The sequence below is a fragment of the Caballeronia sp. LZ033 genome, from assembly GCF_031451265.1.
Lineage (GTDB): Bacteria > Pseudomonadota > Gammaproteobacteria > Burkholderiales > Burkholderiaceae > Caballeronia.
Map to the genome: position 1 here is coordinate 2,082,915 of NZ_JARUXQ010000001.1, position 22,499 is coordinate 2,105,413.

The window sequence follows — 22,499 nt, forward strand, 5'->3', positions numbered from 1 at the left end:
CCGAAGCTGCGCTTTCTTCATCAATGAGTGGTCTGGCGCGGCGCGCTCAATGCAGCGTCGGGCCCGCGTCCTTGCGCGGTTCGTTATCGTCTTCTTCGTCGTCTTCATCGACGACTTGCAGTCCATCCGCGCCATGCGCGTGCTGATGCTCGATCTCGTCATCCGTGGCGTCGCGCACTTCCTGCACCGACAGTGCAAAACGCAAGGCCATGCCCGCGAGCGGATGATTGCCGTCCAGCACGACCTTGTCTTCGGCGACGTCGGTGACGGTATAGATCAGCGAGTCCAGTTCGTCGTCTGCATCCTCCGGCGTGCCTTCGAACTGCATGCCCACTTCCAGCGGCTCGGGAAAGCGGCTGCGCTCCTCGATCTTCACGAGCTCGGGATCGTACTCTCCGAATGCATCCTGCGGCTCGAGCTGGATGAGCGTTTCGAAGCCGGCTTCATGCCCGGCCAGCGCTTCCTCGATCTTGGGGAACGTGCCATCATAGCCGCCGTGCAGATAGACCATCGGCTCGTCGCTTTCCTCGATCAGATTGCCTTGCGCATCCGATAGCTTGTACGCGACCGAAACGACTTTGTCTTTCGCAATTTTCATTGGATCCTCCAAGATACAAGACTCGATTATACGATGCCCAAGCGGCCCCACCACGCCAGTCCATCCCCCCGTTCCACCCCGCCCGGGCACACCCGTGCGCCCTTGCCGGACGAGCTCACACCCCTGTTGGGCAACCGCACGCCGCGGCAGTTCATGCGTCGCTACTGGCAGAAAAAGCCGCTGCTGATCCGCCAGGCGTTCCCCGGTCTTGCCGCTCCGCTGCCGCGCGGCGAACTGTTCGCCCTCGCCGATCTCGACGACGTCGAGTCACGTCTCATCACCCATTTTCGCGACAAATGGGACATGGAGCATGGGCCGTTCGCGCCTGACGAACTGCCATCGGTGAAAAAGCGTGAATGGACGCTGCTCGTGCAAGGCGCGAACCTGCACGACGACCGCGCCCATGCCCTGATGAATCAGTTCCGTTTCATTCCGGACGCGCGTCTGGATGATCTGATGATCTCTTACGCCACCGATGGCGGCGGTGTCGGTCCTCACTTCGACTCCTACGATGTGTTCCTGTTGCAAGTGCATGGCAAGCGCCGCTGGCGCATCGGCAAACAGCGCGATCTTTCGCTAAAACCCGGACTGCCGTTGAAAGTTTTACAGCACTTCGAGCCTGAGGAGGAATGGCTGCTGGAGCCCGGCGACATGCTCTATCTGCCGCCGCACGTCGCGCACGATGGCATTGCGGAAGGCGAATGCATGACGGCGTCCATCGGCTTTCGCGCGCCTTCGGAGCATGAGCTCACGGCGCAGTTCCTCTATCACTTGGCTGAACGTGCAGGCGAAGCAGCCGAAGGCGCCCGCGCGAGCGCACGTTATCGCGACCCTGCTCAAGAGCCCGTGGCGAACCCGGCCGCGCTGCCTGGACTGTTGAAGGAGCGTGTAGGCGCGATCCTTGCGAACATCGACTGGAATGAAAAGGACATCGCTGCGTTTCTGGGCACTTATTTGAGCGAGCCGAAGGCGAATGTCGTGTTCGATTCGCCGGAACGCGCGTTGAATGAAGAACGCTTTGTTGAACGCGCAAAAAAGACGGGCGTAAAGCTGGATAGAAAGGCCATTTTGCTCTATGACCAGAAGTCATATTTCGTAAATGGCGAGGCGGCATCGTTATCGTCGAAGCTGAAAAAGTGGCTCCCTGAATTGGCTGATTCGAGGCATCTGGAGGCGAAACGCTTTGTAACACTTACAGACGATTCGACAATGACAGCGTTGCTGCACGAATGGTATCGTGCGGGCTGGATTCAACTAGGCGCTTGGGCTTGACAGGCTTGGCTCGACGAGGCTTCCAAACACGCTGTGAAACACGCTGCGAATGCTAGAATACGGCGTTCCGCAATATGAAAGTTTGTATGAGAAAGACAACGTATCGGCCCCCGATTTATCGACGGTCGTTGCGAAAGTGCCTATAATTTCCGGCCAAGCCGTAGGAAGTCTCACACCAAAAAAGAATTGTGAGTCTCCACAGCGGCCCAGGTCGGTGTTGGAGCACACATTACCGGTACTTTGCGCTGTTGCTTACCTTTAACCATAAAAGGACGTGATCATGAAGAAATCCCTCCTCGTAGCATCCCTGTTGGCTGCTGTTGCTCTTGCTGCATGCAACAAGTCTAGCGATTCGGCTGCTCCGAGCGCTGCAAGCGATACGTCGGCTGCTTCGGCACCGGCTGCTGCCGCTTCGGACGCAAACGCTGCAGCATCGAGCGCTTCGGCCGCTGCAAGCGACGCAGCTTCGGCTGCTGGCGCTGCTTCGGACGCTGCGGCTTCGTCGGCTGCTCCGGCATCGGGCGCAAGCCAGTAAGGCTTCAGGCGCTATGCCCCCGCAGGTCGCTCGATGCGGCCTGCAAACGAAAAAACCGGCTTTCGAGCCGGTTTTTTTATGCTTGCTTCATGCGTATGTATTGCCAATCTCGACGCGACCTATAACGTCAACCAGTCAAAGCCTTCCGTCTGCGTGGCCACCACCACCTCGAGCGCCGACGCTCCCAGCACCGCGGCAAGCGCCGCCTGCGCCAGATGCGGCTGATTGTTCTGCTGACTCAAATGAGCAGCCACGAGATGACGCAGCTTCGATCGATCCAGCGAAGCGAGAATGGCCGCGGCCGCGTCGTTATTCAGGTGTCCGTGCGTTCCGCCGATGCGCGCCTTCAGCGAAGGCGGATAACGGCTCGCCGCGAGCATCGCGAGATCGTGATTGGATTCGAGCACGAGTGCGTCGCACCCGCTCAGCATGTTCGTGATATGCGGCGTTGAAACGCCCACGTCGGTGAGCACGCCCAGGCGGCTGGCGCCATCGGAGAATACGTATTGCAGCGGCTCGCGGGCATCGTGCGGCACGGTGTACGGCAACACGCTCAGATCGCCGATGGTCACCCGCTCGTCGCCCCACAGCACGTTCAGCTCGACCTTGCCTTCATCGGCGCCGATCGCGCGCGCCGTGCCCCAGCTCATGTGCAACGGAATGGAGAACTTGCGCGCCAGCGTCATCGCGCTGCCGATGTGATCCGTATGCTCGTGCGTGATGACGATGGCATCGAGATCTTCGGCGCGGCAATCGAGCCGCGCGAGACGCCGCTCGATCTCCTTCGCGGAGAAGCCGCAGTCGAGCAGCACGCGCGTCGTCGTGGTGCCGCACGACGCCTCGACAAGCAATGCATTGCCTTCGCTGCCGCTGCCCAGACTGGCGAATCTCACGATGCAACCTTGATCAACTGAAGTCCTGCACGTATGGCTAGTTCAACTGTGCGTGAAGCAGCGAGACGATGCGCTGCGCATCGGACGATGTGTCCGGCTGCCCGTTCGCATCGACGACGCCAATCTGCGTGACCGCGTCCGCCTTCGGCTTCACGTTGACGAGGAACTGGCGCGTCGGCTTCGGCGTGTTGCTCGAGAAGAACTTGCCGAACAGGCCGTCTTTCTTGAGCTCGGCCATCGAGTCCGAGTAATGCACGTAGTAGATGCCCTTTTCGCGATCGCGATTGTCGACCGTGAAGTTCGTGCGATCGAGTGCCAGGCCCACGCGCAGCCACGCGCGATCGAAGGGCTCGGCGAGATCGAGCGACGTGCCGCCCGCGCCCGGATCCACGGCCACCTTCGCGCCGGCCGGCCGTGCATCGGCAATCAGCTGCTTCGACTGGTCTTCGGTGAGACCGAACTTCTGCATCAGCTTCGTGAGGACCGCCGCTTCGAGCGCCGGATTGCGCGGACGCGTTTCCCAGCGCGAGCCGGTCTTGTCCTGGCCCGTCAGGACTTCTTCCATCGCACTGTGCGTGATGGAGATGTCCGTGGAGCCGTCCTGCGCGCGGTCCACCTGGGTGCGGAACATGTCGCGCGTGCCCGACGAATACGCGAAGTCGATCAGCTTGCCCACGCTGTTCCTGAACCAGTCGTTCGGAATGTTGGCGCGATTCTCGGCCCAGTCGGTGGCCATGATGCCGGTGGCGGGCGCGTCGGTCTTGAGCGTGAAGCCGTTCTCCTGCCAGAACTCCTTGAGCGGGTCCCAGATCTGGTCGGGCGAGCGGCCGTCGACGACGAGCCAGCGGCGATCGCCGTCCTTCTCGACGTGCATGCCGTACGGATCCTGCGTGTTCGGCACGCCGAGCGTCGCGTTGCCGGCCGGCGTGACCGAACGCTCGGCGGCGCCGCCCAGCGCGTTGATCTTCGGCGGCGCGGCATAGCGCTGGCTGATGTTGGCCGTGGTCAGGTCCGAGGGCACGTTGAGCGACGGCGCGGTTTCAGCAGCCTTGTAGTTGACGCGATCCGGCGCGAGCCAGTCGTTGAGCGTATCGCAACCGGCGAGGGCAAACACGGCGCTGGCGCCAAGCGACAGCACGCTCAGGCGTTTGGCATGAACAAGAAGAGCGGAACGTTTCATGAGGTCCTTCGTTGCTGCTGATGACGCTTGGGTCCTGGCGCCGATCCCGCTCGGGCCGAGCGGTTCATCGGGACCGGCCGATGAGGCCAAGGAGCGTGGGTTGATGACGGAGGCAGTGCTTCATGTCGATCGACTGCGGCGGCGTGGCGATCACGTGAGTGTGACCCTGGCGCGCCGCCGCATTGCGATCAGCCGAGCAGCCCGGAGTCGCGCAGCGCGTCGCGCACGACGTCGTGGAAGCGCGCATCGAGCGGCGTGAGCGGCAGACGGATGCCATGCTGCATGTGACCCAGTTCGGCGAGCGCCCACTTGGCCGGAATCGGATTCGATTCGCAGAAGAGCTGCTTGTGCAGCGACAGCAACTGCATGTGGATGCGGCGCGCAGTGACCGCGTCGCCTTCGAGCGCCGCGCGGCACAGCTGGCTCATGGCCTTCGGCGCAACGTTGGCCGTCACCGAGATGTTGCCGTGGCCGCCCAGCAGCATCAGCGCGATGGCTGTGGGGTCGTCGCCGCTGTAGATGCCGAAGTGCGCCGGCGCGTGCTTGATCAGCTGCGCGGCGCGGTCGATGTTGCCCGTCGCTTCCTTCACGCCGATGATGCCCGGCACTTGCGCCGCGCGCAGGATGGTTTCGTTGCTCATGTCCGCGACCGTGCGGCCGGGGACGTTGTAGAGGATCACGGGCAGGTCGACGGCTTCCGCGATCGCCTTGAAATGGCGATAGATGCCTTCCTGCGTCGGCTTGTTGTAATACGGGACGACTTGCAGCGTGGCGTCGGCGCCGACCTTCTTCGCGTGCTTCGAGAGTTCGATGGCTTCGGCGGTGGAGTTGCCGCCCGCGCCCGCGATGATCGGAAACCGCTTGGCCGCATGCTCGACGGCCGTCTGGATCATCAGGATGTGTTCCTCGACCGACAGCGTGGCGGATTCGCCGCTCGTGCCCACCACGACGAGACCGTTCGAACCTTGTTCGACATGCCAGTCCACCAGTTTTCGGAACGCCGGCAGGTCGAGACTACCGTCCTCGTGCATCGGGGTAACGATGGCAGGAATGCTGCCGCGGATCTGAAGGCCGCCCTGGTTGGTGCCGCTTGTGCCGCTTGTGCCGTTTGTCATGAAACTCTATGAATTTAATCGTGAATTTAGCCGCGAAACGCGATCTCTCGCGATTGTAGCGGATTAGCCGTGCAACGCGTAACGCGGCGGACCCGGGGGTGTGTTACCAATCGTGAGCCAATCTGCCTCGCGTACCGCGCAAATCCGCTGCACATACGCTGGCCGCGGTTGGTCGAGAAAGCCGTCCTCGTAACCGATGACGCGCAACTTTCCGCGCACGGCCTCGAGCAGTTCACCGGGCGCGAGCAGGAATGCCGGATTGGACGGCTTGCCCACGCTCGCATTGCCCGCTGCGAACGTTTCGTAAAGCAGCACGCCGCCCGGCGCAAGCGACGCCACCAGCGCGCCGAACAACGGCCGGTGCAGATAGTTCGTGACGACGACTGCATCGAACGTTCGGCCGGAAAGCGGCCACGGCGAGCCGTCCTCGAGATCGGCGCTTAACGTCTCGATGCCGCGCTCCGACGCCATCGACTCGAGCGCCTGCGCATCGCGATCGACCGCCAGCACGCGATGCCCACGCGCCGCCAGCCAGCGCGCATGGCGCCCGCTGCCCGAGGCGACATCGAGCACCGTGCCGCCGGCCGCGAGCAGATGCGCCCAGCGCGTGACCCAGGCGCTCGCCACGCTCTCCATCAGTTGTAGGACAGGCCCATGGCCTCGCGTACGTCGCGCATCGTCTCGGTGGCGAACTTGCGGGCCTTGTCGCAGCCGTCCGCGACGATCGCGCGCAGCAGCGACGGATCGTCCATGTATTTCTGCGCGCGTTCGAGCATCGGCTGCTGTTCGCGCAGGATGCCTTCGATGACCGGCTGCTTGCACTCCAGGCAACCGATGCCCGCACTGCGGCAGCCCTTCTGCACCCACGCGTGGACCGTCTCGTCGGTGTAGACCTCGTGCAGCTTCCAGACCGGACACTTGTCCGGATCGCCCGGATCGGTGCGGCGCACGCGCGCCGGGTCGGTCGGCATGCGGCGCACCTTCTGTTCGATGGTCGCCGCGTCCTCGCGCAAGCCGATGGTATTGCCATACGACTTCGACATCTTCTGGCCGTCGAGGCCCGGCATGCGCGACGCCTCCGTCAGCAGCACCTGCGGCTCGACCAGGATGATCTTGCGCGAGCCTTCGAGATAGCCGAACAGGCGCTCGCGGTCGCTCATCGAAAGACTCTGCGATTCCTGCAGCATCGCGCGCGCTTGTTCGAGCGCTTCGTCGTCGCCTTCCTGCTGATATGCGACGCGCAACTCGTGATACAGCTTCGAACGCTTGCCGCCGAGCTTCTTCGCGGCTTCCAGCGCCTTCTCTTCGAAGCCGGGTTCGCGGCCGTAGAGATAGTTGAAGCGGCGCGCGATTTCACGCGTCATCTCGACGTGCGGCACCTGGTCCTCGCCCACCGGCACGAGCGACGCGCGATACAGCAGGATGTCCGCCGCCATCAGCACCGGATAGCCGAGGAAGCCGTAGGTATCGAGATCCTTTTCCTTCAGCTTCTCGATCTGCTCCTTGTAGGTCGGCACGCGTTCGAGCCAGCCGAGCGGCGTGCCCATGCCGAGCAGCAGCGACAGCTCGGCGTGCTCGGGCACGCGGCTCTGGATGAACAGCGTGGCCTGCGCCGGATCGATGCCTGACGCCAGCCAGTCGATCAGCACCTCCCAGACGTTTTTCTCGATGACCTCGGGCGTCTCGTAGTGCGTGGTGAGCGCATGCCAGTCCACGACCGCGAAGAAGCACGGGTATTCGGACTGCAACCGCACCCAGTTTTTCAGCACGCCGTGATAGTGGCCGAGATGCAGCGACCCAGTGGGGCGCATGCCGGAGAAAATACGGTCAGGGAACATGATGTTATGGAAAGAGTGAAGCGAGGGGATTCAGGATGGCCGATACCGCCGCGTAGCCGACGCTCACGAGCGGCCCGAGCCAGAAGCGCGTCAGCACGCCGGTGACGACGAGCGCCATCACGATGAAGAAACCGTAAGGTTCGAGCTTCGAGAACGCGATGGACGCGCGCACCGGCAGGAGCGCCATCAGCACGCGTCCGCCATCGAGCGGCGGGAGCGGAAAGAGGTTGAGCACGCCGAGCACGAGATTCACGCCGACGCCGGCTGCCGCCATGCGCGTGAAGAACGGTTCGTCGACGTGAAAGACCATGAGCAGCACCGCGATCACGCCCCACACGAGCGCCTGCACGAAATTGCTGCCGGGACCGGCGGCGGCTACCCAGAGGCTGCCCCAGCGCGGATTGCGCAGATTGCCGAACGCGACCGGCACCGGTTTGGCATAGCCGAACATGAACGCGCCGCTCGTCACGAAATACAGCACGATGGGGATCACGATCGTGCCGATGGGATCGATATGGCGCATCGGATTCATGGAAACGCGGCCGAGCACGTAGGCCGTGTTGTCGCCGAGCAGGCGCGCGGCGTAACCGTGCGCGGCCTCGTGCAGCGTGATCGCGAAGATCACCGGGAGCGCGTAGACCGCGATGGTCTGTATCAGGGAAGAATCCATAGGGCGGTATTGTATCAAGCAGGCAGGCAGGTTCCGGCGCGCGCTGTGTGGCCGCGCGCGCACGCTCTTGGCCACATCGTGAAGCATGAGACTTAATCGGGACTTATGCGGGACTTGTGCTCGTGTGCGTCACTGCACGGCGCTAGGCCGTGAGCCCGAACGGTTCGAGGGCGCCTCTCCCCGCGCGCACGAGCACCGGCTCCCCCCCGGACAGGTCGATCACCGTGGAAGGCTCCGCCGGACACGCGCCCGCGTCGATCACCAGCTCGATCTGCTTTTCCAGACGCTCGCGGATCTCCTCGGGATCGTTGAGCGGTTCGGTGTCGGGCGGCAGGATCAGCGTGGAGGCGAGCAGCGGCTCGCCGAGCGCTTCGAGCAGATCGAGCGTGATCGTGTGATCCGGCACCCGCAGGCCGATGGTCTTGCGCGACGGATGCGACAGCCGGCGCGGCACTTCCTTGGTGGCCTGCAGAACGAACACATAGGGCCCCGGCGTCACCGACTTGATAAGACGGTATTGCCGGTTGTCGACCTGGGCGAAATTGGACAGCTCGGACAGGTCGCGCACGAGCAGCGACAGCAGTTGCTTGTCGTCGATGCCGCGAATCCGTCGCAGGCGCTCGACGGCGTCCTTGTCGTCGAGATGGCAGGCGAGCGCGTAGCTCGAATCCGTCGGCAAGGCGACGAGCCCGCCGTCCTTGATGATCTGCACGGCCTGGTTGATGAGCCGCGGCTGCGGATTGTCCGGATGAATGCGAAAGAATTGGGACATGACGACGCCTTGTTGTTTCGATCGTTTGCGTATGCGTATGCGTTTGCGCTGGCGCGTGGCCTGGGCGCGCACGGCAGCGGCGCAGGTGCAGCTCGCGCCTGGGCGAGCCGATACGCGGACTGCGTGCGGGAACAAGTCAATCAATGCAAGGACCATGCGCGCGGAACAGGAGCAGCGCGCGAAGGAGCGTTACAGCCAGCGCTCCCAGACAGGCGTGAGGTCGTCGGGCAGCGGCGGCAGCCGGCCGAGATCGACACGGCCTTCGCCCGCGCCGTGAAAGTCGGACCCGCGCGATGCCTCGAAGCCATAGCGCCGCGCGACGTCAGCGTACTCGCGATATTGATCCGGCGTGTGACTGCCAGTCACGACTTCGATGGCGCGGCCGCCCAGCTGGATGAACTCGTCGAACAGCGCGGCGAATTCCACTGGCGTGAAATCGTAGCGGCCGGGATGCGCGATGACCGGCTCGCCGCCCGCTTCCCGGATCCACTTCACGGCGTCGGCCAGCTTCGCCCAGCGATGCTCGACGAAGCCCGGCTTGCCGTCGCCGAGATAGCGCGAAAACACTTCGGACGTGGATTGCGCGTAGCCGGCATCGACCAGATAGCGCGCGAAGTGCGTGCGCGAGATCATGTCCGGGTCGTCGGTATAGCGCAGCGCGCCTTTCAGGCAGTCCGGAATGCCGATGGCCGCCAGCGCCTCGCCGATCGCTTCGCCGCGCGCCGCCCGGCCGTTGCGCGTGCATTCGAGGCCGCGTTGCAGCGCCTCGTTTTCGGCATCGACATTCATGCCGACGATATGCACCGTCCGCGCCGCCCACGTCACCGAGATCTCGACGCCCGCCAGATAGCCCATGCCGAGCGCCTCGGCCGCCGCGCGTGCTTCCCGCTGCCCGCCCAGTTGATCGTGATCCGTCAGCGACCACAGCGTCACGCCGTTCGCATGCGCCCGCGCCGCGACCTCGGCGGGCGCGAACTGGCCGTCGGACACGGTGGAGTGGCAATGCAGATCGGCGTTCATCATCGGTTCTCGCGGTTCACTGACATTCTAGTTTAATGGCATGACAGCCCGGGCATGCTGTCCCTTCGTCACGCGCGGGCGGCCTCACGCACAGAACGCCGCGATCAGCGCCGCGACCCGCTCCGGCTGGTCGTGATGGACCATGTGGCCGGCGTCGTCGATGACCTCTTCGCGCCAGTCGGCAAACGCCTCGAAGCGCTGCTTGAACTCGGCGACGGGCGTCTGGCCGGCAAAGCCCGCGAGGGTCTGCGAATCCTTCGCTTCGACGTGCAGCACCGGCGCCGTCACGCGCGCCCACGTTGCGCTGACCTCGTCCAGACGGTATAGGGTCGGTCCGCGCATCTTGTGTGCCGGATCGGCGAGCAGGTGAAACCGCCCGTCCGCTTCCTCGCGCGACCAGTACTGCGCCAGATGGCGCGCGCGAGCCGGCGCGAGGCGCGGATTGGTGCGGATCAGGCGCTCGGCCACTTCGTCGAGGCTCGCGTAGCTGCGCAGCGTGGGCGGCGCGCGCTGGTCGTCGAGCCATTGCGCCAGACGGCCGGGCGCCTGCGACGCGCGCGCCGCCGGCAAACCGAAGCCCTCCAGATCGACGACGCGCCGCACGCGCTCCGGCCGCACGCCCGCATACAGCAGCGCGAGATTCGCGCCCATGCTGTGACCGACGAGATTCGCCGGCGCGTCGGGCGTGTAGTGGTCGAGCAGCCGTTCGAGATCGGCGAGATAGTCCGGAAAATAGTAGTGACCGCCGCCGCTGCGGGCCACGGGCCAGTCCGACAGCCCGAAGCCGCGCGCATCCGGCGCGAGCACCTGCCAGTCGCCCGGGAGCGCGTCGACGACGAACTGGAACGATGCGCCGATATCCATCCAGCCGTGCAGCATGAAAAGCATCGGTGCGTCGGGCGGACCCCAGCGGCGCACATGCAGACGCACGCCGCACGCATCGACGAATTCGGAGCGCGATTCCTTCATGTTCCCGCCTTCTCAAGATAAAAAAAGGATGATCGTTCGATTATACCGGCGGCGGGCCGTCGTCGAGACCTGAGAGCGCACGCAGTTCGGCTTCGTCGAAACCCGCTTCGCGGCGCGCCTCGAAGTTGAACGGTCCGCGCAGCCGCGGCGCGTGATAGCGGGCGGCGAGGCTTTCGTAGGTCGCGTGGGGATCGAGTTGCCGGGCGTCGCAGAGAAAGCGGAACCAGCGGTTGCCGATCAGCACATGGCCGATTTCATCGCGCAGGATGATGTCCAGGATCGCTGCCGACGCGTGATCGCCCGCCTGCGCGAGCCGCTTGCGGATGGGCGGCGATGCGTCCAGCCCGCGCGCCTCCAGCGTGCGCGGCACCAGCGCCATGCGGCCGAGCACATCGCCGCGCGTGCGCTGCGCCATGTCCCACAGGCCGTCGTGCGCCGGGAAATCGCCGTAGGCATGGCCGAATTCGGCCAGCCGCGCGCTCAGCAGCGAGAAATGATGGGCCTCCTCGGCGGCTACCTTGAGCCAGTCGAGATAGAAATCTTCGGGCATGGCCGGGAAACGCCAGACGGCGTCGAGGGCCAGGTTGATCGCGTTGAACTCGATGTGCGCCAGCGCGTGCAGCAACACGGCGCGCCCCGCCTCCGACTGCATGCCGCGCCGCTTCAGCGCCGACGGCTCGACCAGCGCGGGCCGCGCCGGACGGCCGGGAAGATCGCCGGGATCGGCGGGAGCGCCCGCCGGATCGATCCGCGCGGCCTGCGCGCGCACCGCGTCCCACAACGCGCGCGTGCGCGACGCCTTCACGGCGGGATCGTGCTCGCGCAGGATCTCGAGCGCGAGCAGGCGGACATCGGTGTCGGAGGGCGTGGCGGTCTCGTGCATGGTGGCGGTCTGGAGAGAGGATGCCGGAAAATTCCCGATCGGCGGGCATCCAGTGCAAACGGCTAAAATGGACATCCCGGCGCACGCCCGCGCATCGCGCAACGACGTCGGCCGCCGTGCCGGCAGGCGCGCATTGTAGCGCCGCCGCCGGTCCCGCCCCCGGCCACGCCCCGTTCGCATCCATTCATACGAATCCACGCCTCAGGAGACAATGTGGCCATCTACAAACTCGGCGACGACGCCCCCACCATCCACGAAAGCGTGTTTCTCGCGGACACCGCGACCATCATCGGTCGCGTGACGCTCGCGGAAAACGCCAGCGTGTGGCCCGGCGCCGCCCTGCGCGGCGACAACGAGCCGATCGTCGTCGGGCGCGGCAGCAACGTGCAGGAAGGCGCGGTGCTGCACGCGGACCCAGGTTTTCCGCTGACGATTGAAAACGACGTCACCGTCGGCCATCAGGCGATGCTGCATGGTTGCACGGTCAAGGAAGGCTCGCTGATCGGGATTCAGGCGGTGGTCTTGAATGGCGCGGTGATCGGCCGCAACTGTCTGGTTGGCGCGGGCGCCGTGGTCACCGAAGGCAAGGTCTTTCCGGACAACATGCTGATTCTCGGCGCGCCGGCGAAGGCCATCCGGGAGATCGGCGAAGCGGACATCGCCCGCATGCGCGGGGCCACGGCAAGCTATGCCGACCGGCGCGAATATTACAAGGCGCAGCTCGTGCGCATCGGCTGAGACCCGGACATCCGGGCCAGTCTCAACACCCAAGGAAGAGTTGTGAACGACCAGTTGCAGAAATTCATGTTCAACGCGGCGCCCGTGCGCGGCGAGATCGTCTCGCTGCGCCATACGTGGCAGGAAGTGCTCGCGCGCCGCCAGTATCCGGTGGCCGTGCGCAACGTGCTCGGCGAGATGATGGCGGCGTGCGCGCTGCTGTCGGCCAATCTCAAGTTCGACGGCACGCTCGTCATGCAGATCTACGGCGACGGCCCCGTGAAGATGCTGGTCGTGCAGTGCCATTCGAACCTGTCGCTGCGCGCCACCGCCAAGCTGGCCGACGGCGCGGAAAGCGAGCTGAAGGACGAGATGTCGCTCAGCGAGCTGCTGAACCAGCATGGCCGCGGCCGCTGCGTGATTACGCTCGATCCGTCCGACAAGAAGCCGGGCCAGCAGCCGTACCAGGGCATCGTGCCGCTGTCGGGCGAGCATGGCCCGCTGGCGTCGATGGCCGAGGTGCTCGAACACTACATGCACCACTCCGAGCAGCTCGACACGCGCCTGTGGCTCGCCGCCGATACCGATCGCGCGGTCGGCATGCTGCTGCAGAAGCTGCCCGGCGACGGCGGCATCGTTCCGCATCCGGGCGAGCACGACGCCGATACGTGGCAGCGCGTCTGCCATCTCGGCAGCACGCTGTCCAACGAGGAACTGCTGAAGGAAGAGCCGGACACCGTGTTCAAGCGGCTTTTCTGGCAGGAGAACGTCCAGCATTTCGATCCCGCGCCGGCGCGCTTCCAGTGCAGCTGCTCGCGCGAGAAAGTGGGCGGCATGCTGAAGATGCTGGGCCGTGAGGAAGTGGACAGCGTCATTGAAGAGCGCGGCGGCGTCGAGGTGCACTGCGAGTTCTGCAACCAGCGCTATGACTTCGACCCGGTGGACGTCGCGCAACTTTTCGTCGCTAAAGAGCTCTCACAAGGCGTGAGCCCGGCGTCGGACCGGCGTCATTGAGCGTCGGCGCAACAAGGCTTGAGAGCGTCGCTTGCGGTGCGGTTCACGGAAAGCCCGCCGCAGCTTCAGTTTGATTTTCCGTTCAGATGTCCGGCCCGCTGGAGGTCGCAAGATGAAAACCGCACTGCCCGACTGTAAACGGCTGACGGGGTCGTTCGCACTTGTCGCGGGGTTCGCGCTCGTCGCGGGCTGCGCGATGGAACCGCCCGGCCCGTCACCCATCTATAGCCGTCTGCCCGATACCGCGCCCGCGCCGCAACAGGCGCTGACGCCGCAGCAGCAGATGGCGCGCTACAACGCCATCGACAAACAGGCGCTCAACGAATCGCAGCAGGCCGCCACGGCCAGCGAAGCCGCGCGGACGATGTCGCAGTTCTACGCACCGGCGCCCGCGCCAGTTTCGGTGTACGGCGGCTATTCGAGCGGCGGCTGGGGCGGACCGTACTGGGGCACGGGCGTGGGTATCGGCACCTGGTGGTGAGCGCGGCAACCCACGGCTCCTGAAAACAAAAATGGCGCGGTCACTCGAAGTGACCGCGCCATTTTTTTCGCCTGTCTGAACCGCGCCGCAGTGCTACTGCGCGCCGCCCTTCTTCTTCGCTTCAGCCGCCTTGTCCTTCTGCGCCTTGCGGTCGAGATCGCGCAGCTCCTGCTTCGAGCGCGACACCGGATTCGGCACGACGCGCAACGGCGCCGACGACACCTGACCACGCGTCGACCCGCTCATGCCCGGCACGTTGGCCGAGTTGACGGGCGCGGTAGAGTTCGGCGAGACGAACTGCACGAAGACCTCGCTGTCCTTCACCATGCCCATCTCGTAGCGCGCACGTTCCTCGACCGCCGACGTGCCGTTCTGCAGATCCTGAACCTCGCCCTGCACCCGCTCGTTGCGCAGGCGCAGATTGGCGTTCTTGTCCGTCTGCTGCCCAAGCTGCTGCTGCAGTTCATGCACGCGCAGCCAGCCGCCGTGGCCCCACCAAAGCGGGTACTGGATCAGCGCCAGCAACAGAATCAGAACGACAGTGACGAGCCGCATTCAAGTAGCCGAAAGAAGCGTCGCCCGGCGGCAAAAGACGAAAGGCCGAGGGCGACGGGCTGGAAATAAGACTGACGAACCCTTATCGACTAAAGCGGCGAAAGCTTTAGCGCAGGTTGTAGAACGCCGACTTGCCCGGGTAGCTCGCGATATCGCCGAGATCTTCCTCGATGCGCAGCAGCTGGTTGTACTTCGAGATGCGGTCGCTGCGCGACAGCGAGCCGGTCTTGATCTGGCCGGCGTTCAGGCCCACCGCGATGTCCGCGATGGTCGAATCTTCCGTCTCGCCCGAACGATGCGAAATGACGGCCGTGTAGCCCGCGCGCTTGGCCATTTCGATGGCCGCGAAGGTTTCCGTCAGCGTGCCAATCTGGTTGATCTTGATGAGGATCGAGTTGGCGATGCCCTTCTCGATGCCTTCCTTCAGGATGCGCGTGTTGGTCACGAAGAGATCGTCGCCGACCAGCTGGATCTTCTTGCCGAGCTTTTCCGTCAGGATCCGCCAGCCTTCCCAGTCGCCTTCGTGCATGCCGTCCTCGATCGAGACGATCGGGAACTTGTCGGCCAGCGTGGCGAGGTAGTCGGCGAACTCGCTCGACGACAGTTGCAGGCCTTCGCCCGCGAGCTGGTACTTGCCGTCGTGATAGAACTCGCTCGCCGCGCAGTCGAGCGCGAGCAGCACGTCTTCACCGGCGCGATAACCCGCCTTCTCGATGGCTTGCAGGATCGTCGAGAGGCACTCGTCATTGCTGCCGAAGTTCGGCGCGAAGCCGCCTTCGTCGCCCACGGCGGTGCTCATGCCGCGCTCGGCCAGGATCTTCTTCAGCGCGTGGAACACTTCGGCGCCGCAGCGCAGCGCTTCGCGGAAGGTCGGCTGGCTCACCGGCACGATCATGAATTCCTGGATGTCCAGGCTGTTGTTGGCGTGCGCGCCGCCGTTGACGATGTTCATCATCGGCACCGGCAGCTGCATGGCGCCCGAGCCACCGAAATAGCGGTACAGCGGCAGGCCGGCTTCTTCAGCGGCGGCCTTTGCGACGGCCATCGACACGGCCAGCATCGCGTTCGCGCCGAGACGCGACTTGTTGTCCGTGCCGTCGAGTTCGAGCAGGGTCTTGTCGAGGAAGGCTTGTTCCGAGGCGTCGAGGCCCATGATGGCTTCGGAAATCTCGGTGTTGATGTGTTCGACGGCTTTCAGCACGCCCTTGCCGTTGTAGCGGCCGGCTTCGTCGTCGCGCAGTTCGATGGCTTCGCGCGAACCGGTGGACGCACCCGACGGCACCGCGGCGCGGCCCATCGTGCCCGATTCGAGCAACACGTCGCATTCGACGGTCGGATTGCCTCGCGAATCGAGAATCTCGCGGCCGATGATATCTACGATAGCACTCATGGTTTCCTCAAGAAATGACGATGAATTCTGTCAGGCGTTACGACGCGGCGCGGCCGGACTGGCCGTGGCGCTCGCGCCTGCTGCGCTTCGCCCGGACCCTTTATGCACGACCCCTGATTCAGTGGCGCGGCAGCGTTGCGCGACGCGTAACAAGCTCGTCACAAGCGCGGCCGACGCTGCGGTGAACTGAATCCGTCAGGCTGATGCGGGACCGGCACATGCGGTCACGATACTGCCTGCGTGACCGCTGAATGCTGCAAGTTCGGCTTCAAGTTCGGCTTCAGGTTCGTCATGACGGCCATGCCTTCGAACACATCAGGCACGGCCCGCTCCTCCTGCACGGCCACGTCACGTGACCGCTGCTCTGCATGCGGGCGCCGACACGGGCGCCCGCTATCGTACTTCTTCACCGCGAAACTGCAATGGCGGTTGCCGCTCAGTTTCAGTTGAAATCACTTTCGAGGAACGGGCCGCTCTTGACGGCGCGATCGATCGTGATGAGCGTTTCCAGCAGCGCTTCCATGCGATGCAGCGGCACCGCGTTCGGACCGTCCGACTTCGCGCAGGCCGGGTCCGGATGCGTCTCCATGAACACGCCCGCGACACCCGTGGCGATGGCCGCGCGCGCCAGCACCGGCACGAACTCGCGCTGGCCGCCGGAACTGGTGCCCTGCCCGCCCGGCAACTGCACCGAGTGGGTGGCGTCGAACACGACCGGTGCATTCGTCTCGCGCATGATCGCGAGCGAGCGCATGTCGGAGACGAGGTTGTTATAGCCGAACGACACGCCGCGCTCGCACGCCATGAAGCGGTCTTCCGACAAGCCCGCTTCACGCGCGGCGTCACGTGCCTTGTCGATCACGTTCTTCATGTCGTGCGGTGCGAGAAACTGGCCTTTCTTGATGTTGACCGGCTTGCCCGAACGCGCGCACGCGTGGATGAAGTCCGTCTGGCGGCACAGGAACGCGGGCGTCTGCAGTACGTCCACGACCGACGCCACGGCTTCGATTTCCTCTTCGGCATGCACGTCGGTCAAGACGGGCACGCCCAGTTGCTTCTTCACTTCGCCCAGGATGCGCAGGCCTTCGTCCATGCCCGGACCGCGATACGACTTGCCCGAGCTGCGGTTCGCCTTGTCGAACGACGACTTGTAGATGAACGGGATGCCGAGCTTCGCGGTGATTTCCTTCAGCCGTCCGGCGACGTCGATGGTCATCTGCTCCGACTCGACCACGCAGGTTCCCGCGATCAGGAAGAACGGCTGGTCGAGACCGGCTTCGAAGTGACACAGCTTCATGCTTGCGCTCCAGCGGTGGCCTTGGCCTGCGACGTCGCGCCCGCGCCTTGCGCATGCGCGCGCGCGGCGTCGACGAACGCCTTGAAGAGCGGATGCCCGTCGCGCGGCGTCGAGGTGAACTCGGGGTGGAACTGCACGCCGACAAACCACGGATGCAGCGCTTGCGGCAGTTCCATCATTTCGGGCAGGTCTTCGCTCGGGGTACGGGCGCTGATGATAAGCCCGCCTGCTTCGAGCTGGGGCACGAAACGGTTATTGACTTCATAACGGTGACGATGACGCTCGTTCACATCCGTGCCGTAGATGCGCTCGGCCATGGTGCCCGGCTTGATCGGGCACTTCTGCGAACCGAGGCGCATGGTGCCGCCCAGATCCGATTCCTCGCTGCGCTTCTCGACGCGGCCCGCGCGGTCGTACCACTCGGTGATGAGCGCGACGACCGGGTTCTTCGTGTCCTGATCGAACTCGGTGGAGTTCGCGTCCGCGAGACCGGCGACGTCGCGCGCGAACTCGATGACCGCGAGCTGCATGCCGAGACAGATGCCGAGATACGGCGTCTTCGATTCGCGTGCGTAGCGGATGGCCTTGATCTTGCCTTCCGTACCGCGCCGGCCGAAGCCGCCCGGCACCAGCACGGCGTCGAGATGCTTGAGGGCGTCCGTGCCTTCGGCGTCGATCTGCTCGGAATCGATGTATTCGATGTTGACCTTGGTCGACGTATGGATGGCCGCGTGGCGCAGCGCCTCGATCAGCGACTTGTACGACTCCGTGAGCTCGACATACTTGCCGACCATGCCGATGGTCACTTCGCTCTTCGGATGCTCGAGCTTCTGCACGAGGTCCGCCCACATCGCGAGATCCGCCGGCGGCGGCGCGAGCTTGAGCTCCTCGCAGATGATGTCGTCGAGATGCTGGTCGTTGAGCATCTGCGGAATCTTGTAGATGCTGTCCGCGTCCCATACGGAGATCACCGCGTCTTCCGGCACGTTCGAGAACATCGAGATCTTCGAGCGCTCGTCGTCGGGAATCGGGCGGTCGGCGCGGCACAGCAGCACGTTCGGATAGATACCGATCTCGCGCAGCTTCTGCACGCTGTGCTGCGTGGGCTTGGTCTTCAGTTCGCCCGCGGTGGCGATGAACGGCACGAGCGTCAGGTGCACGAAGCACGCGCTGTTGCGGCCCATGCGCAGGCTCATCTGGCGCGCGGCTTCGAGGAACGGCAGCGATTCGATGTCGCCCACCGTGCCGCCGATCTCGACGATCGCGACATCCGGCTGGCCGCAGGTGGCCGCCGCCGCGCCGCGCTCGACGAACGCCTGGATTTCGTTGGTGATGTGCGGAATGACCTGCACCGTCTTGCCGAGGTACTCGCCGCGGCGTTCCTTGCGGATCACCGATTCGTAGATCTGGCCGGTGGTGAAATTGTTGGCCTTGCGCATCTTCGTGCTGATGAAGCGCTCGTAGTGGCCGAGGTCGAGATCGGTTTCCGCGCCGTCTTCCGTCACGAACACTTCGCCGTGCTGAAACGGGGACATCGTGCCGGGGTCGACGTTGATGTAGGGATCGAGCTTGAGGAGGGTGACTTTCAGACCGCGCGATTCGAGGATCGCGGCGAGGGAGGCGGCGGCAATACCCTTGCCGAGGGAAGACACTACGCCGCCGGTGACGAATACATATTTGGTCATCGCTAGATGCTCGCGGGAAAAACGGATTATACCGTAAAGGCCGCGCCCCACGAAGCGTGCCTGGACGCTGGAGGGGCTCAGAATGCGCGCGTTTTCACCGGCCTGACCCGGGATCATTTCGCCGCGCGGCACGTGCGCCTCGTGCCCTTTTTCATGCCCTGTCGGGCGTCGCGTCAGACGCCGGCGCGCATCGCCGTGATCATGCGCTGCACGGCGCGCGCGGTATCGATCGGGCGTTCCATCGGAAACAGATGGCTGCCGTCCAGCCATTCGAGCCGCTCGCCGACGATCCGCCGCGTCATGCCGAGCCCCACGTGGCGCACCTCGCGCGAACGCGTCCCCGCGATGAAGCCCGCCGGCACCGGCGCGCCGTGCGCGAGCCGCGCGCCGAGCGTGTGCGGCAAGGTGCGATAGATCAGATATTCGACCTGCCGGTCGAACGCCAGCGTGCGTCCGCCTTCAGGGTGCGCTTCACGCATGCCGCGGTCGATGTAGTCGGCCAGCATGCGCTCGTCCCAGCGCGCGAAGGCGGGCTTGGCGTGGAAATGCCGCCATGCCTCGTCGCGGCTTGCCCAGTGCGTGCGCCGCTTGCGCGTGGCGGCGGCGGGCGACAGCCGCTCGTCCAGTCCGGTCCACTGCGTGATGCGCAACAAACCGCTCTTCCAGCCCGCGATCACCGGCGAATCGAGCATCACGACGCCCTTCACCCAGTTCGGCCGCTTCAGCGCCGCCAGCAGCGAGAGATAGCCGCCCAGCGAATGCCCGACGAGCCAGACCTTCGCGGGTTCGCCGTCGGTGCTGCCGCGCTGGCGGTTCATGTCGTCGATGAGCTGCTCCGCCAGATGCGGCCAGTCCTGCGTGACCGGAAAGCGCGGATCGTGACCAATGCATTCGATGCCGCGAATCTCGAATTCGTCGGCCAGTTCGGCGAACATCGTGCGATAGGTCGATGCGGGAAAGCCGTTCGCATGCGAAAACTGGATGATGTCTTTCACGCGTGCACGCCTCCGTTGCCGTTGCGCTTGTTCTGTTGATCTTCTTCTGTCTGCTCTTGTTCTGATCAGCGCCCCATCCAGTAGCGGGCGTGCGTCTGTCTGAAGCGTTCGAGCACGAGATCCGCGCCGATCTCGACGCGCGCCGCGCCGTCTTCGTCGCTGCGTGACAGCGGCATGGCGCGCAGGCCGTAGCGCGCGAACACGCTGGCATTCGGGTGATGAAAACGGTTGCGATAGCCTACCTGAAATAGCGCGGCGCGCGGCTCGACGGCATCGAGGAAAGGCTCGGTCGACGACGTGCGGCTGCCGTGATGCGGTGCGATCAGCAGGTCGGCGCGCAGGACGTCGCGGGCGCGCGAGAGCAGCTCGCGTTCGACGTCGGCCTCGATGTCCGCCGTGAAGAGCGCCGCCCGCCCCGCCGCGCTCGTCACCTTGAGCACGCACGATTGCCGGTTCGGCTTGCCCGTGAGCGGCGCGGGCTCCGGCCACAGCACGCGGAATCCGACGCCGTCCCATTGCCAGCGCTGGCCCGCCGCGCAGCGCAGCGTCTCGATGCCGCGCGCGCGGGCGGATGCCCAGAGCGCGTCCTGCGCGGGCAGCGAGGCGAGCAGTTGCCGCACGGCGACCGTCCGCAGCACGGCGGGCGCGCCGCCCGCGTGATCCGAATCGGAATGACTGATGACGAGCGCATCGAGCGTAGTTACGCCGGTGGCGAGCAAATACGGCGCGACGATGCGCTCGCCCGCATGGGTCGATTCCGGACCGGGGCCGGCGTCGAACAGCAGCGCATGATGCGCGGTTTCGATGACGAGCGCCGAGCCTTGGCCGATATCCAGCGCGGTCACGCGGAACGCGCCCGGCGGCGCCGGATGCGGCGCGGGCGCGAGCAGCGGCAGCCAGGTCAGCGGTGCGGCCCAGCGCAGCGGCCAGCCCTGCGGCGCCAATGCCCATAGAACGCCGATGCACGCCGCCGCCAGCGCGAACGGCTCCGGCCGGGGCAACTGCCAGAGCGACGCGGGCGCTGCGGCGGCGAGGCGCGCCAGCAGGTCGCACAGCACGGTGAGCGCGGCGTGTGCCATATGCAGCAAGGGCGCGTCGAAGGGCGCGGGCAGCAGCAGGCCGGCGAGCGTCGCGGGCGTGACGAGCACGCTGATCCATGGGATGGCGAAGATGTTCGCGAGCGGTCCAAGCAAGGGGATCTGTGAGAACCACCAGACGGTGAGCGGCGCGAGCGCGAGTGTCACCGCGTACTGAACGCGCACGCCGGCCGCCATCCGCTCCCGCACGCGGCGCGCGCAGCGGCGCATGAAGTGGAGCACGCGTGCGACGGTGCGCCGCGCGCCGGGAGACGGCGCGGGCCGCTGGCCCACTTCGCTCGGATCGACGCGGTCCCATTGGTCGATGTCGTCGTCATCCGGCGTCATCCGCCGGGAGGCGGCGCGGCCCGCCGAAGCGAGCGCGAACAGTATCGCGCCCACGGCCCCGAACGACAGCCAGAACCCCGGCGACGTCACCGCCCAAGGATCGGCGGTCAGCACGCATGCGAGCGCCCAAAGCAGCACCAGTGACGACGCCGGCCGCCGCCCGCTGAACAGCGCACAGGCGGCGATCAGCAGCATCCACAGCGCGCGTTGCGCGGGCACGTTGAAGCCGGCCAGCGCGGCATAAAACGCGGCGCACGCGACTGCGCCAAGCATTGCCGCCTTCGGAGCCGCTGCGATCAACGGCGCCGGGACGCCGCGCAGCCTCACGCGCTTCCAGACGAAGCCGCACAGCAGACCCGCCAGTCCCGCAACGAAGCCGATGTGCAAGCCGGAGATCGCGACTAGATGACTCGTGCCGGTGGCGCGCATCACGCGCCAGTCCTCCTCGCTGACGGCGTTCTGTGCGCCGACCGCCAGCGCGACGACGATGCCGCGATGCGGCGCATCGTCAAGCACGCTGTCGATGCGCTCACGCAACCGTGTACGCAAGCGGTCGAGCGCAAGCAGCGGCCCGCTGGCGTCCGGCTTCAAACGCTGCGGCGCGGGCGTGGCAGAGATGACGCCCGTCGCGCGGATATTGCGTTCCAGCAAGCTCGCTTCGCCATCCCGAAGCGCGAAGTTCGCCTCAGTGTGCGGACGCTTCAGGCGCACGGTCAGGCGCCAGCGCTCACCCGCGTACAAGGTTGGCAGCAGCGCGCCCTCCTTCGGCATCCACAGCAAGCGCACGACGCGTGGAAAGTCCTCGAGCCGCGCGCCATTCGATTCGATTTCGAAGAGCAAACGCGTGCCGTCGGCGCGTGGGTCGGGCATGCCGCGCACGAAGCCGCTCAGTTCGATATCCCTTTGCTCGTAAGCAAGCGGCAACTGCCGCTGCAAGCGCACTTCGGCCCGCCATGCCGCAAACGCAAAGCCCGCGATGCAAGCAGCAATCGTGAAGCTCGCCACGCGCAGCCGCGGCTTCGCGATGCCCAGTCCGATTGCCACCAAGAAGCCGGCACAGCAAACGAGCCACCCGAAGCCGCCCGGCAAGTGCGCCTGCTGCTGAAGCCATCCGATGCCCAACGCATATCCCAGCAGAATCGCCCGCACCGCTTCCTCGTCCTCATTGCCGTCGCGAACGCAAACCACCTTGCATC

General features: G+C 65.3%; 22 protein-coding genes. 5 read left to right on the forward strand and 17 right to left on the reverse strand.

Features of this window, described 5'->3' with window-relative positions; all coding sequences use genetic code 11:
- Window positions 1-46 precede the first annotated feature (46 nt).
- Window positions 47-598, reverse strand: a complete 552-nt coding sequence (locus QCE62_RS09705) for a peptidylprolyl isomerase (RefSeq protein ID WP_309808810.1) — start codon at window positions 596-598, stop codon at window positions 47-49.
- A gap of 33 nt (window positions 599-631) precedes the next feature.
- Here QCE62_RS09705 and QCE62_RS09710 point away from each other — a divergent pair, with 33 nt between their 5' ends.
- Together QCE62_RS09710 and QCE62_RS09715 are read left to right on the forward strand one after the other, a co-directional pair.
- Window positions 632-1,870 (forward strand): cupin domain-containing protein, encoded by a 1,239-nt coding sequence (locus QCE62_RS09710; RefSeq protein WP_309917072.1) that lies wholly within the window; start codon window positions 632-634, stop codon window positions 1,868-1,870.
- Between the two features lie 280 nt (window positions 1,871-2,150).
- On the forward strand, window positions 2,151-2,405 hold the full coding sequence (locus QCE62_RS09715) for a hypothetical protein (protein WP_244825575.1): 255 nt from the start codon (window positions 2,151-2,153) through the stop codon (window positions 2,403-2,405).
- Between the two features lie 119 nt (window positions 2,406-2,524).
- Here the strand turns inward: QCE62_RS09715 and QCE62_RS09720 are convergent, their stop codons facing one another.
- From QCE62_RS09720 to QCE62_RS09765, 10 genes are all read right to left on the reverse strand, one after another.
- The gene (locus tag QCE62_RS09720; RefSeq protein WP_309917075.1) at window positions 2,525-3,298 is read right to left on the reverse strand and encodes an MBL fold metallo-hydrolase; all 774 of its coding nucleotides are present in this window, start codon (window positions 3,296-3,298) and stop codon (window positions 2,525-2,527) included.
- 37 nt (window positions 3,299-3,335) lie between these two features.
- On the reverse strand, window positions 3,336-4,478 hold the full coding sequence (bamC, locus tag QCE62_RS09725) for an outer membrane protein assembly factor BamC (protein ID WP_309808819.1): 1,143 nt from the start codon (window positions 4,476-4,478) through the stop codon (window positions 3,336-3,338).
- A gap of 188 nt (window positions 4,479-4,666) precedes the next feature.
- Window positions 4,667-5,593, reverse strand: a complete 927-nt coding sequence (gene dapA / locus QCE62_RS09730; protein WP_309917078.1) for a 4-hydroxy-tetrahydrodipicolinate synthase — start codon at window positions 5,591-5,593, stop codon at window positions 4,667-4,669.
- A gap of 63 nt (window positions 5,594-5,656) precedes the next feature.
- The gene (locus QCE62_RS09735; protein WP_309917082.1) at window positions 5,657-6,229 is read right to left on the reverse strand and encodes a class I SAM-dependent methyltransferase; all 573 of its coding nucleotides are present in this window, start codon (window positions 6,227-6,229) and stop codon (window positions 5,657-5,659) included.
- On the reverse strand, window positions 6,229-7,431 hold the full coding sequence (locus QCE62_RS09740) for a tryptophan--tRNA ligase (protein WP_309808826.1): 1,203 nt from the start codon (window positions 7,429-7,431) through the stop codon (window positions 6,229-6,231). The genes QCE62_RS09735 and QCE62_RS09740 overlap by 1 nt, the downstream gene beginning before the upstream one ends.
- Window positions 7,432-7,435: 4 nt before the next feature.
- On the reverse strand, window positions 7,436-8,101 hold the full coding sequence (locus tag QCE62_RS09745; protein WP_309808827.1) for a site-2 protease family protein: 666 nt from the start codon (window positions 8,099-8,101) through the stop codon (window positions 7,436-7,438).
- A gap of 142 nt (window positions 8,102-8,243) precedes the next feature.
- The gene (locus tag QCE62_RS09750; RefSeq protein WP_309808829.1) at window positions 8,244-8,873 is read right to left on the reverse strand and encodes an L-threonylcarbamoyladenylate synthase; all 630 of its coding nucleotides are present in this window, start codon (window positions 8,871-8,873) and stop codon (window positions 8,244-8,246) included.
- A gap of 189 nt (window positions 8,874-9,062) precedes the next feature.
- On the reverse strand, window positions 9,063-9,893 hold the full coding sequence (locus QCE62_RS09755; RefSeq protein WP_309808832.1) for a 3',5'-nucleoside bisphosphate phosphatase: 831 nt from the start codon (window positions 9,891-9,893) through the stop codon (window positions 9,063-9,065).
- A gap of 84 nt (window positions 9,894-9,977) precedes the next feature.
- Window positions 9,978-10,862: an alpha/beta hydrolase gene (locus tag QCE62_RS09760; RefSeq protein WP_309917084.1), complete on the reverse strand. Its 885-nt coding sequence runs from the start codon at window positions 10,860-10,862 to the stop codon at window positions 9,978-9,980.
- Between the two features lie 40 nt (window positions 10,863-10,902).
- Window positions 10,903-11,745 carry a ferritin-like domain-containing protein gene (locus tag QCE62_RS09765; RefSeq protein ID WP_309917086.1) on the reverse strand — a complete coding sequence of 281 codons (843 nt, stop codon included), beginning with the start codon at window positions 11,743-11,745 and terminating at the stop codon, window positions 10,903-10,905.
- A gap of 213 nt (window positions 11,746-11,958) precedes the next feature.
- Between QCE62_RS09765 and QCE62_RS09770 the strand changes: the two genes are divergently transcribed.
- From QCE62_RS09770 to QCE62_RS09780, 3 genes are all read left to right on the forward strand, one after another.
- The gene (locus QCE62_RS09770) at window positions 11,959-12,483 is read left to right on the forward strand and encodes a gamma carbonic anhydrase family protein (RefSeq protein WP_309808838.1); all 525 of its coding nucleotides are present in this window, start codon (window positions 11,959-11,961) and stop codon (window positions 12,481-12,483) included.
- 42 nt (window positions 12,484-12,525) lie between these two features.
- Window positions 12,526-13,476, forward strand: a complete 951-nt coding sequence (hslO, locus tag QCE62_RS09775) for an Hsp33 family molecular chaperone HslO (protein ID WP_309808840.1) — start codon at window positions 12,526-12,528, stop codon at window positions 13,474-13,476.
- A 112-nt stretch (window positions 13,477-13,588) separates the two neighbouring features.
- The gene (locus tag QCE62_RS09780) at window positions 13,589-13,957 is read left to right on the forward strand and encodes a hypothetical protein (protein ID WP_309917089.1); all 369 of its coding nucleotides are present in this window, start codon (window positions 13,589-13,591) and stop codon (window positions 13,955-13,957) included.
- A 93-nt stretch (window positions 13,958-14,050) separates the two neighbouring features.
- Here the strand turns inward: QCE62_RS09780 and ftsB are convergent, their stop codons facing one another.
- The 6 genes from ftsB to QCE62_RS09810 all read right to left on the reverse strand — a co-directional run bounded on the left by ftsB (window position 14,051) and on the right by QCE62_RS09810 (window position 22,452).
- Complete coding sequence (gene ftsB, locus QCE62_RS09785; protein ID WP_309917091.1) at window positions 14,051-14,512, reverse strand: cell division protein FtsB; 462 nt, start codon at window positions 14,510-14,512, stop codon at window positions 14,051-14,053.
- A gap of 106 nt (window positions 14,513-14,618) precedes the next feature.
- Window positions 14,619-15,902 (reverse strand): phosphopyruvate hydratase, encoded by a 1,284-nt coding sequence (gene eno, locus QCE62_RS09790; RefSeq protein ID WP_309917094.1) that lies wholly within the window; start codon window positions 15,900-15,902, stop codon window positions 14,619-14,621.
- A 442-nt stretch (window positions 15,903-16,344) separates the two neighbouring features.
- Window positions 16,345-17,199 (reverse strand): 3-deoxy-8-phosphooctulonate synthase, encoded by an 855-nt coding sequence (gene kdsA, locus QCE62_RS09795; RefSeq protein ID WP_309917097.1) that lies wholly within the window; start codon window positions 17,197-17,199, stop codon window positions 16,345-16,347.
- Window positions 17,196-18,884, reverse strand: coding sequence for a CTP synthase (locus tag QCE62_RS09800; protein WP_309917099.1), 1,689 nt, complete (start codon window positions 18,882-18,884; stop codon window positions 17,196-17,198). The genes kdsA and QCE62_RS09800 overlap by 4 nt, the downstream gene beginning before the upstream one ends.
- Window positions 18,885-19,057: 173 nt before the next feature.
- The gene (locus QCE62_RS09805; RefSeq protein WP_309917102.1) at window positions 19,058-19,879 is read right to left on the reverse strand and encodes an alpha/beta hydrolase; all 822 of its coding nucleotides are present in this window, start codon (window positions 19,877-19,879) and stop codon (window positions 19,058-19,060) included.
- A 65-nt stretch (window positions 19,880-19,944) separates the two neighbouring features.
- Entirely contained in the window at window positions 19,945-22,452 is a 2,508-nt protein-coding gene (locus tag QCE62_RS09810) for a ComEC/Rec2 family competence protein (RefSeq protein WP_309919764.1), read from the reverse strand.
- Window positions 22,453-22,499 lie beyond the last annotated feature (47 nt).

Bases quoted from the DNA above. Each gene is read 5' to 3' on its own strand.
- ftsB (WP_309917091.1), bottom strand. From the start codon at position 14,512: ATGCGGCTCGTCACTGTCGTTCTGATTCTGTTGCTGGCGCTGATCCAG.
- kdsA (WP_309917097.1), bottom strand. From the start codon at position 17,199: ATGAAGCTGTGTCACTTCGAAGCCGGTCTCGACCAGCCGTTCTTCCTG.
- QCE62_RS09765 (WP_309917086.1), bottom strand. From the start codon at position 11,745: ATGCACGAGACCGCCACGCCCTCCGACACCGATGTCCGCCTGCTCGCG.
- QCE62_RS09745 (WP_309808827.1), bottom strand. From the start codon at position 8,101: ATGGATTCTTCCCTGATACAGACCATCGCGGTCTACGCGCTCCCGGTG.
- QCE62_RS09750 (WP_309808829.1), bottom strand. From the start codon at position 8,873: ATGTCCCAATTCTTTCGCATTCATCCGGACAATCCGCAGCCGCGGCTC.
- dapA (WP_309917078.1), bottom strand. From the start codon at position 5,593: ATGACAAACGGCACAAGCGGCACAAGCGGCACCAACCAGGGCGGCCTT.
- QCE62_RS09780 (WP_309917089.1), top strand. From the start codon at position 13,589: ATGAAAACCGCACTGCCCGACTGTAAACGGCTGACGGGGTCGTTCGCA.
- QCE62_RS09755 (WP_309808832.1), bottom strand. From the start codon at position 9,893: ATGAACGCCGATCTGCATTGCCACTCCACCGTGTCCGACGGCCAGTTC.
- QCE62_RS09715 (WP_244825575.1), top strand. From the start codon at position 2,151: ATGAAGAAATCCCTCCTCGTAGCATCCCTGTTGGCTGCTGTTGCTCTT.
- QCE62_RS09735 (WP_309917082.1), bottom strand. From the start codon at position 6,229: ATGGAGAGCGTGGCGAGCGCCTGGGTCACGCGCTGGGCGCATCTGCTC.
- QCE62_RS09740 (WP_309808826.1), bottom strand. From the start codon at position 7,431: ATGTTCCCTGACCGTATTTTCTCCGGCATGCGCCCCACTGGGTCGCTG.
- QCE62_RS09800 (WP_309917099.1), bottom strand. From the start codon at position 18,884: ATGACCAAATATGTATTCGTCACCGGCGGCGTAGTGTCTTCCCTCGGC.
- QCE62_RS09710 (WP_309917072.1), top strand. From the start codon at position 632: ATGCCCAAGCGGCCCCACCACGCCAGTCCATCCCCCCGTTCCACCCCG.
- eno (WP_309917094.1), bottom strand. From the start codon at position 15,902: ATGAGTGCTATCGTAGATATCATCGGCCGCGAGATTCTCGATTCGCGA.
- QCE62_RS09705 (WP_309808810.1), bottom strand. From the start codon at position 598: ATGAAAATTGCGAAAGACAAAGTCGTTTCGGTCGCGTACAAGCTATCG.
- bamC (WP_309808819.1), bottom strand. From the start codon at position 4,478: ATGAAACGTTCCGCTCTTCTTGTTCATGCCAAACGCCTGAGCGTGCTG.
- QCE62_RS09760 (WP_309917084.1), bottom strand. From the start codon at position 10,862: ATGAAGGAATCGCGCTCCGAATTCGTCGATGCGTGCGGCGTGCGTCTG.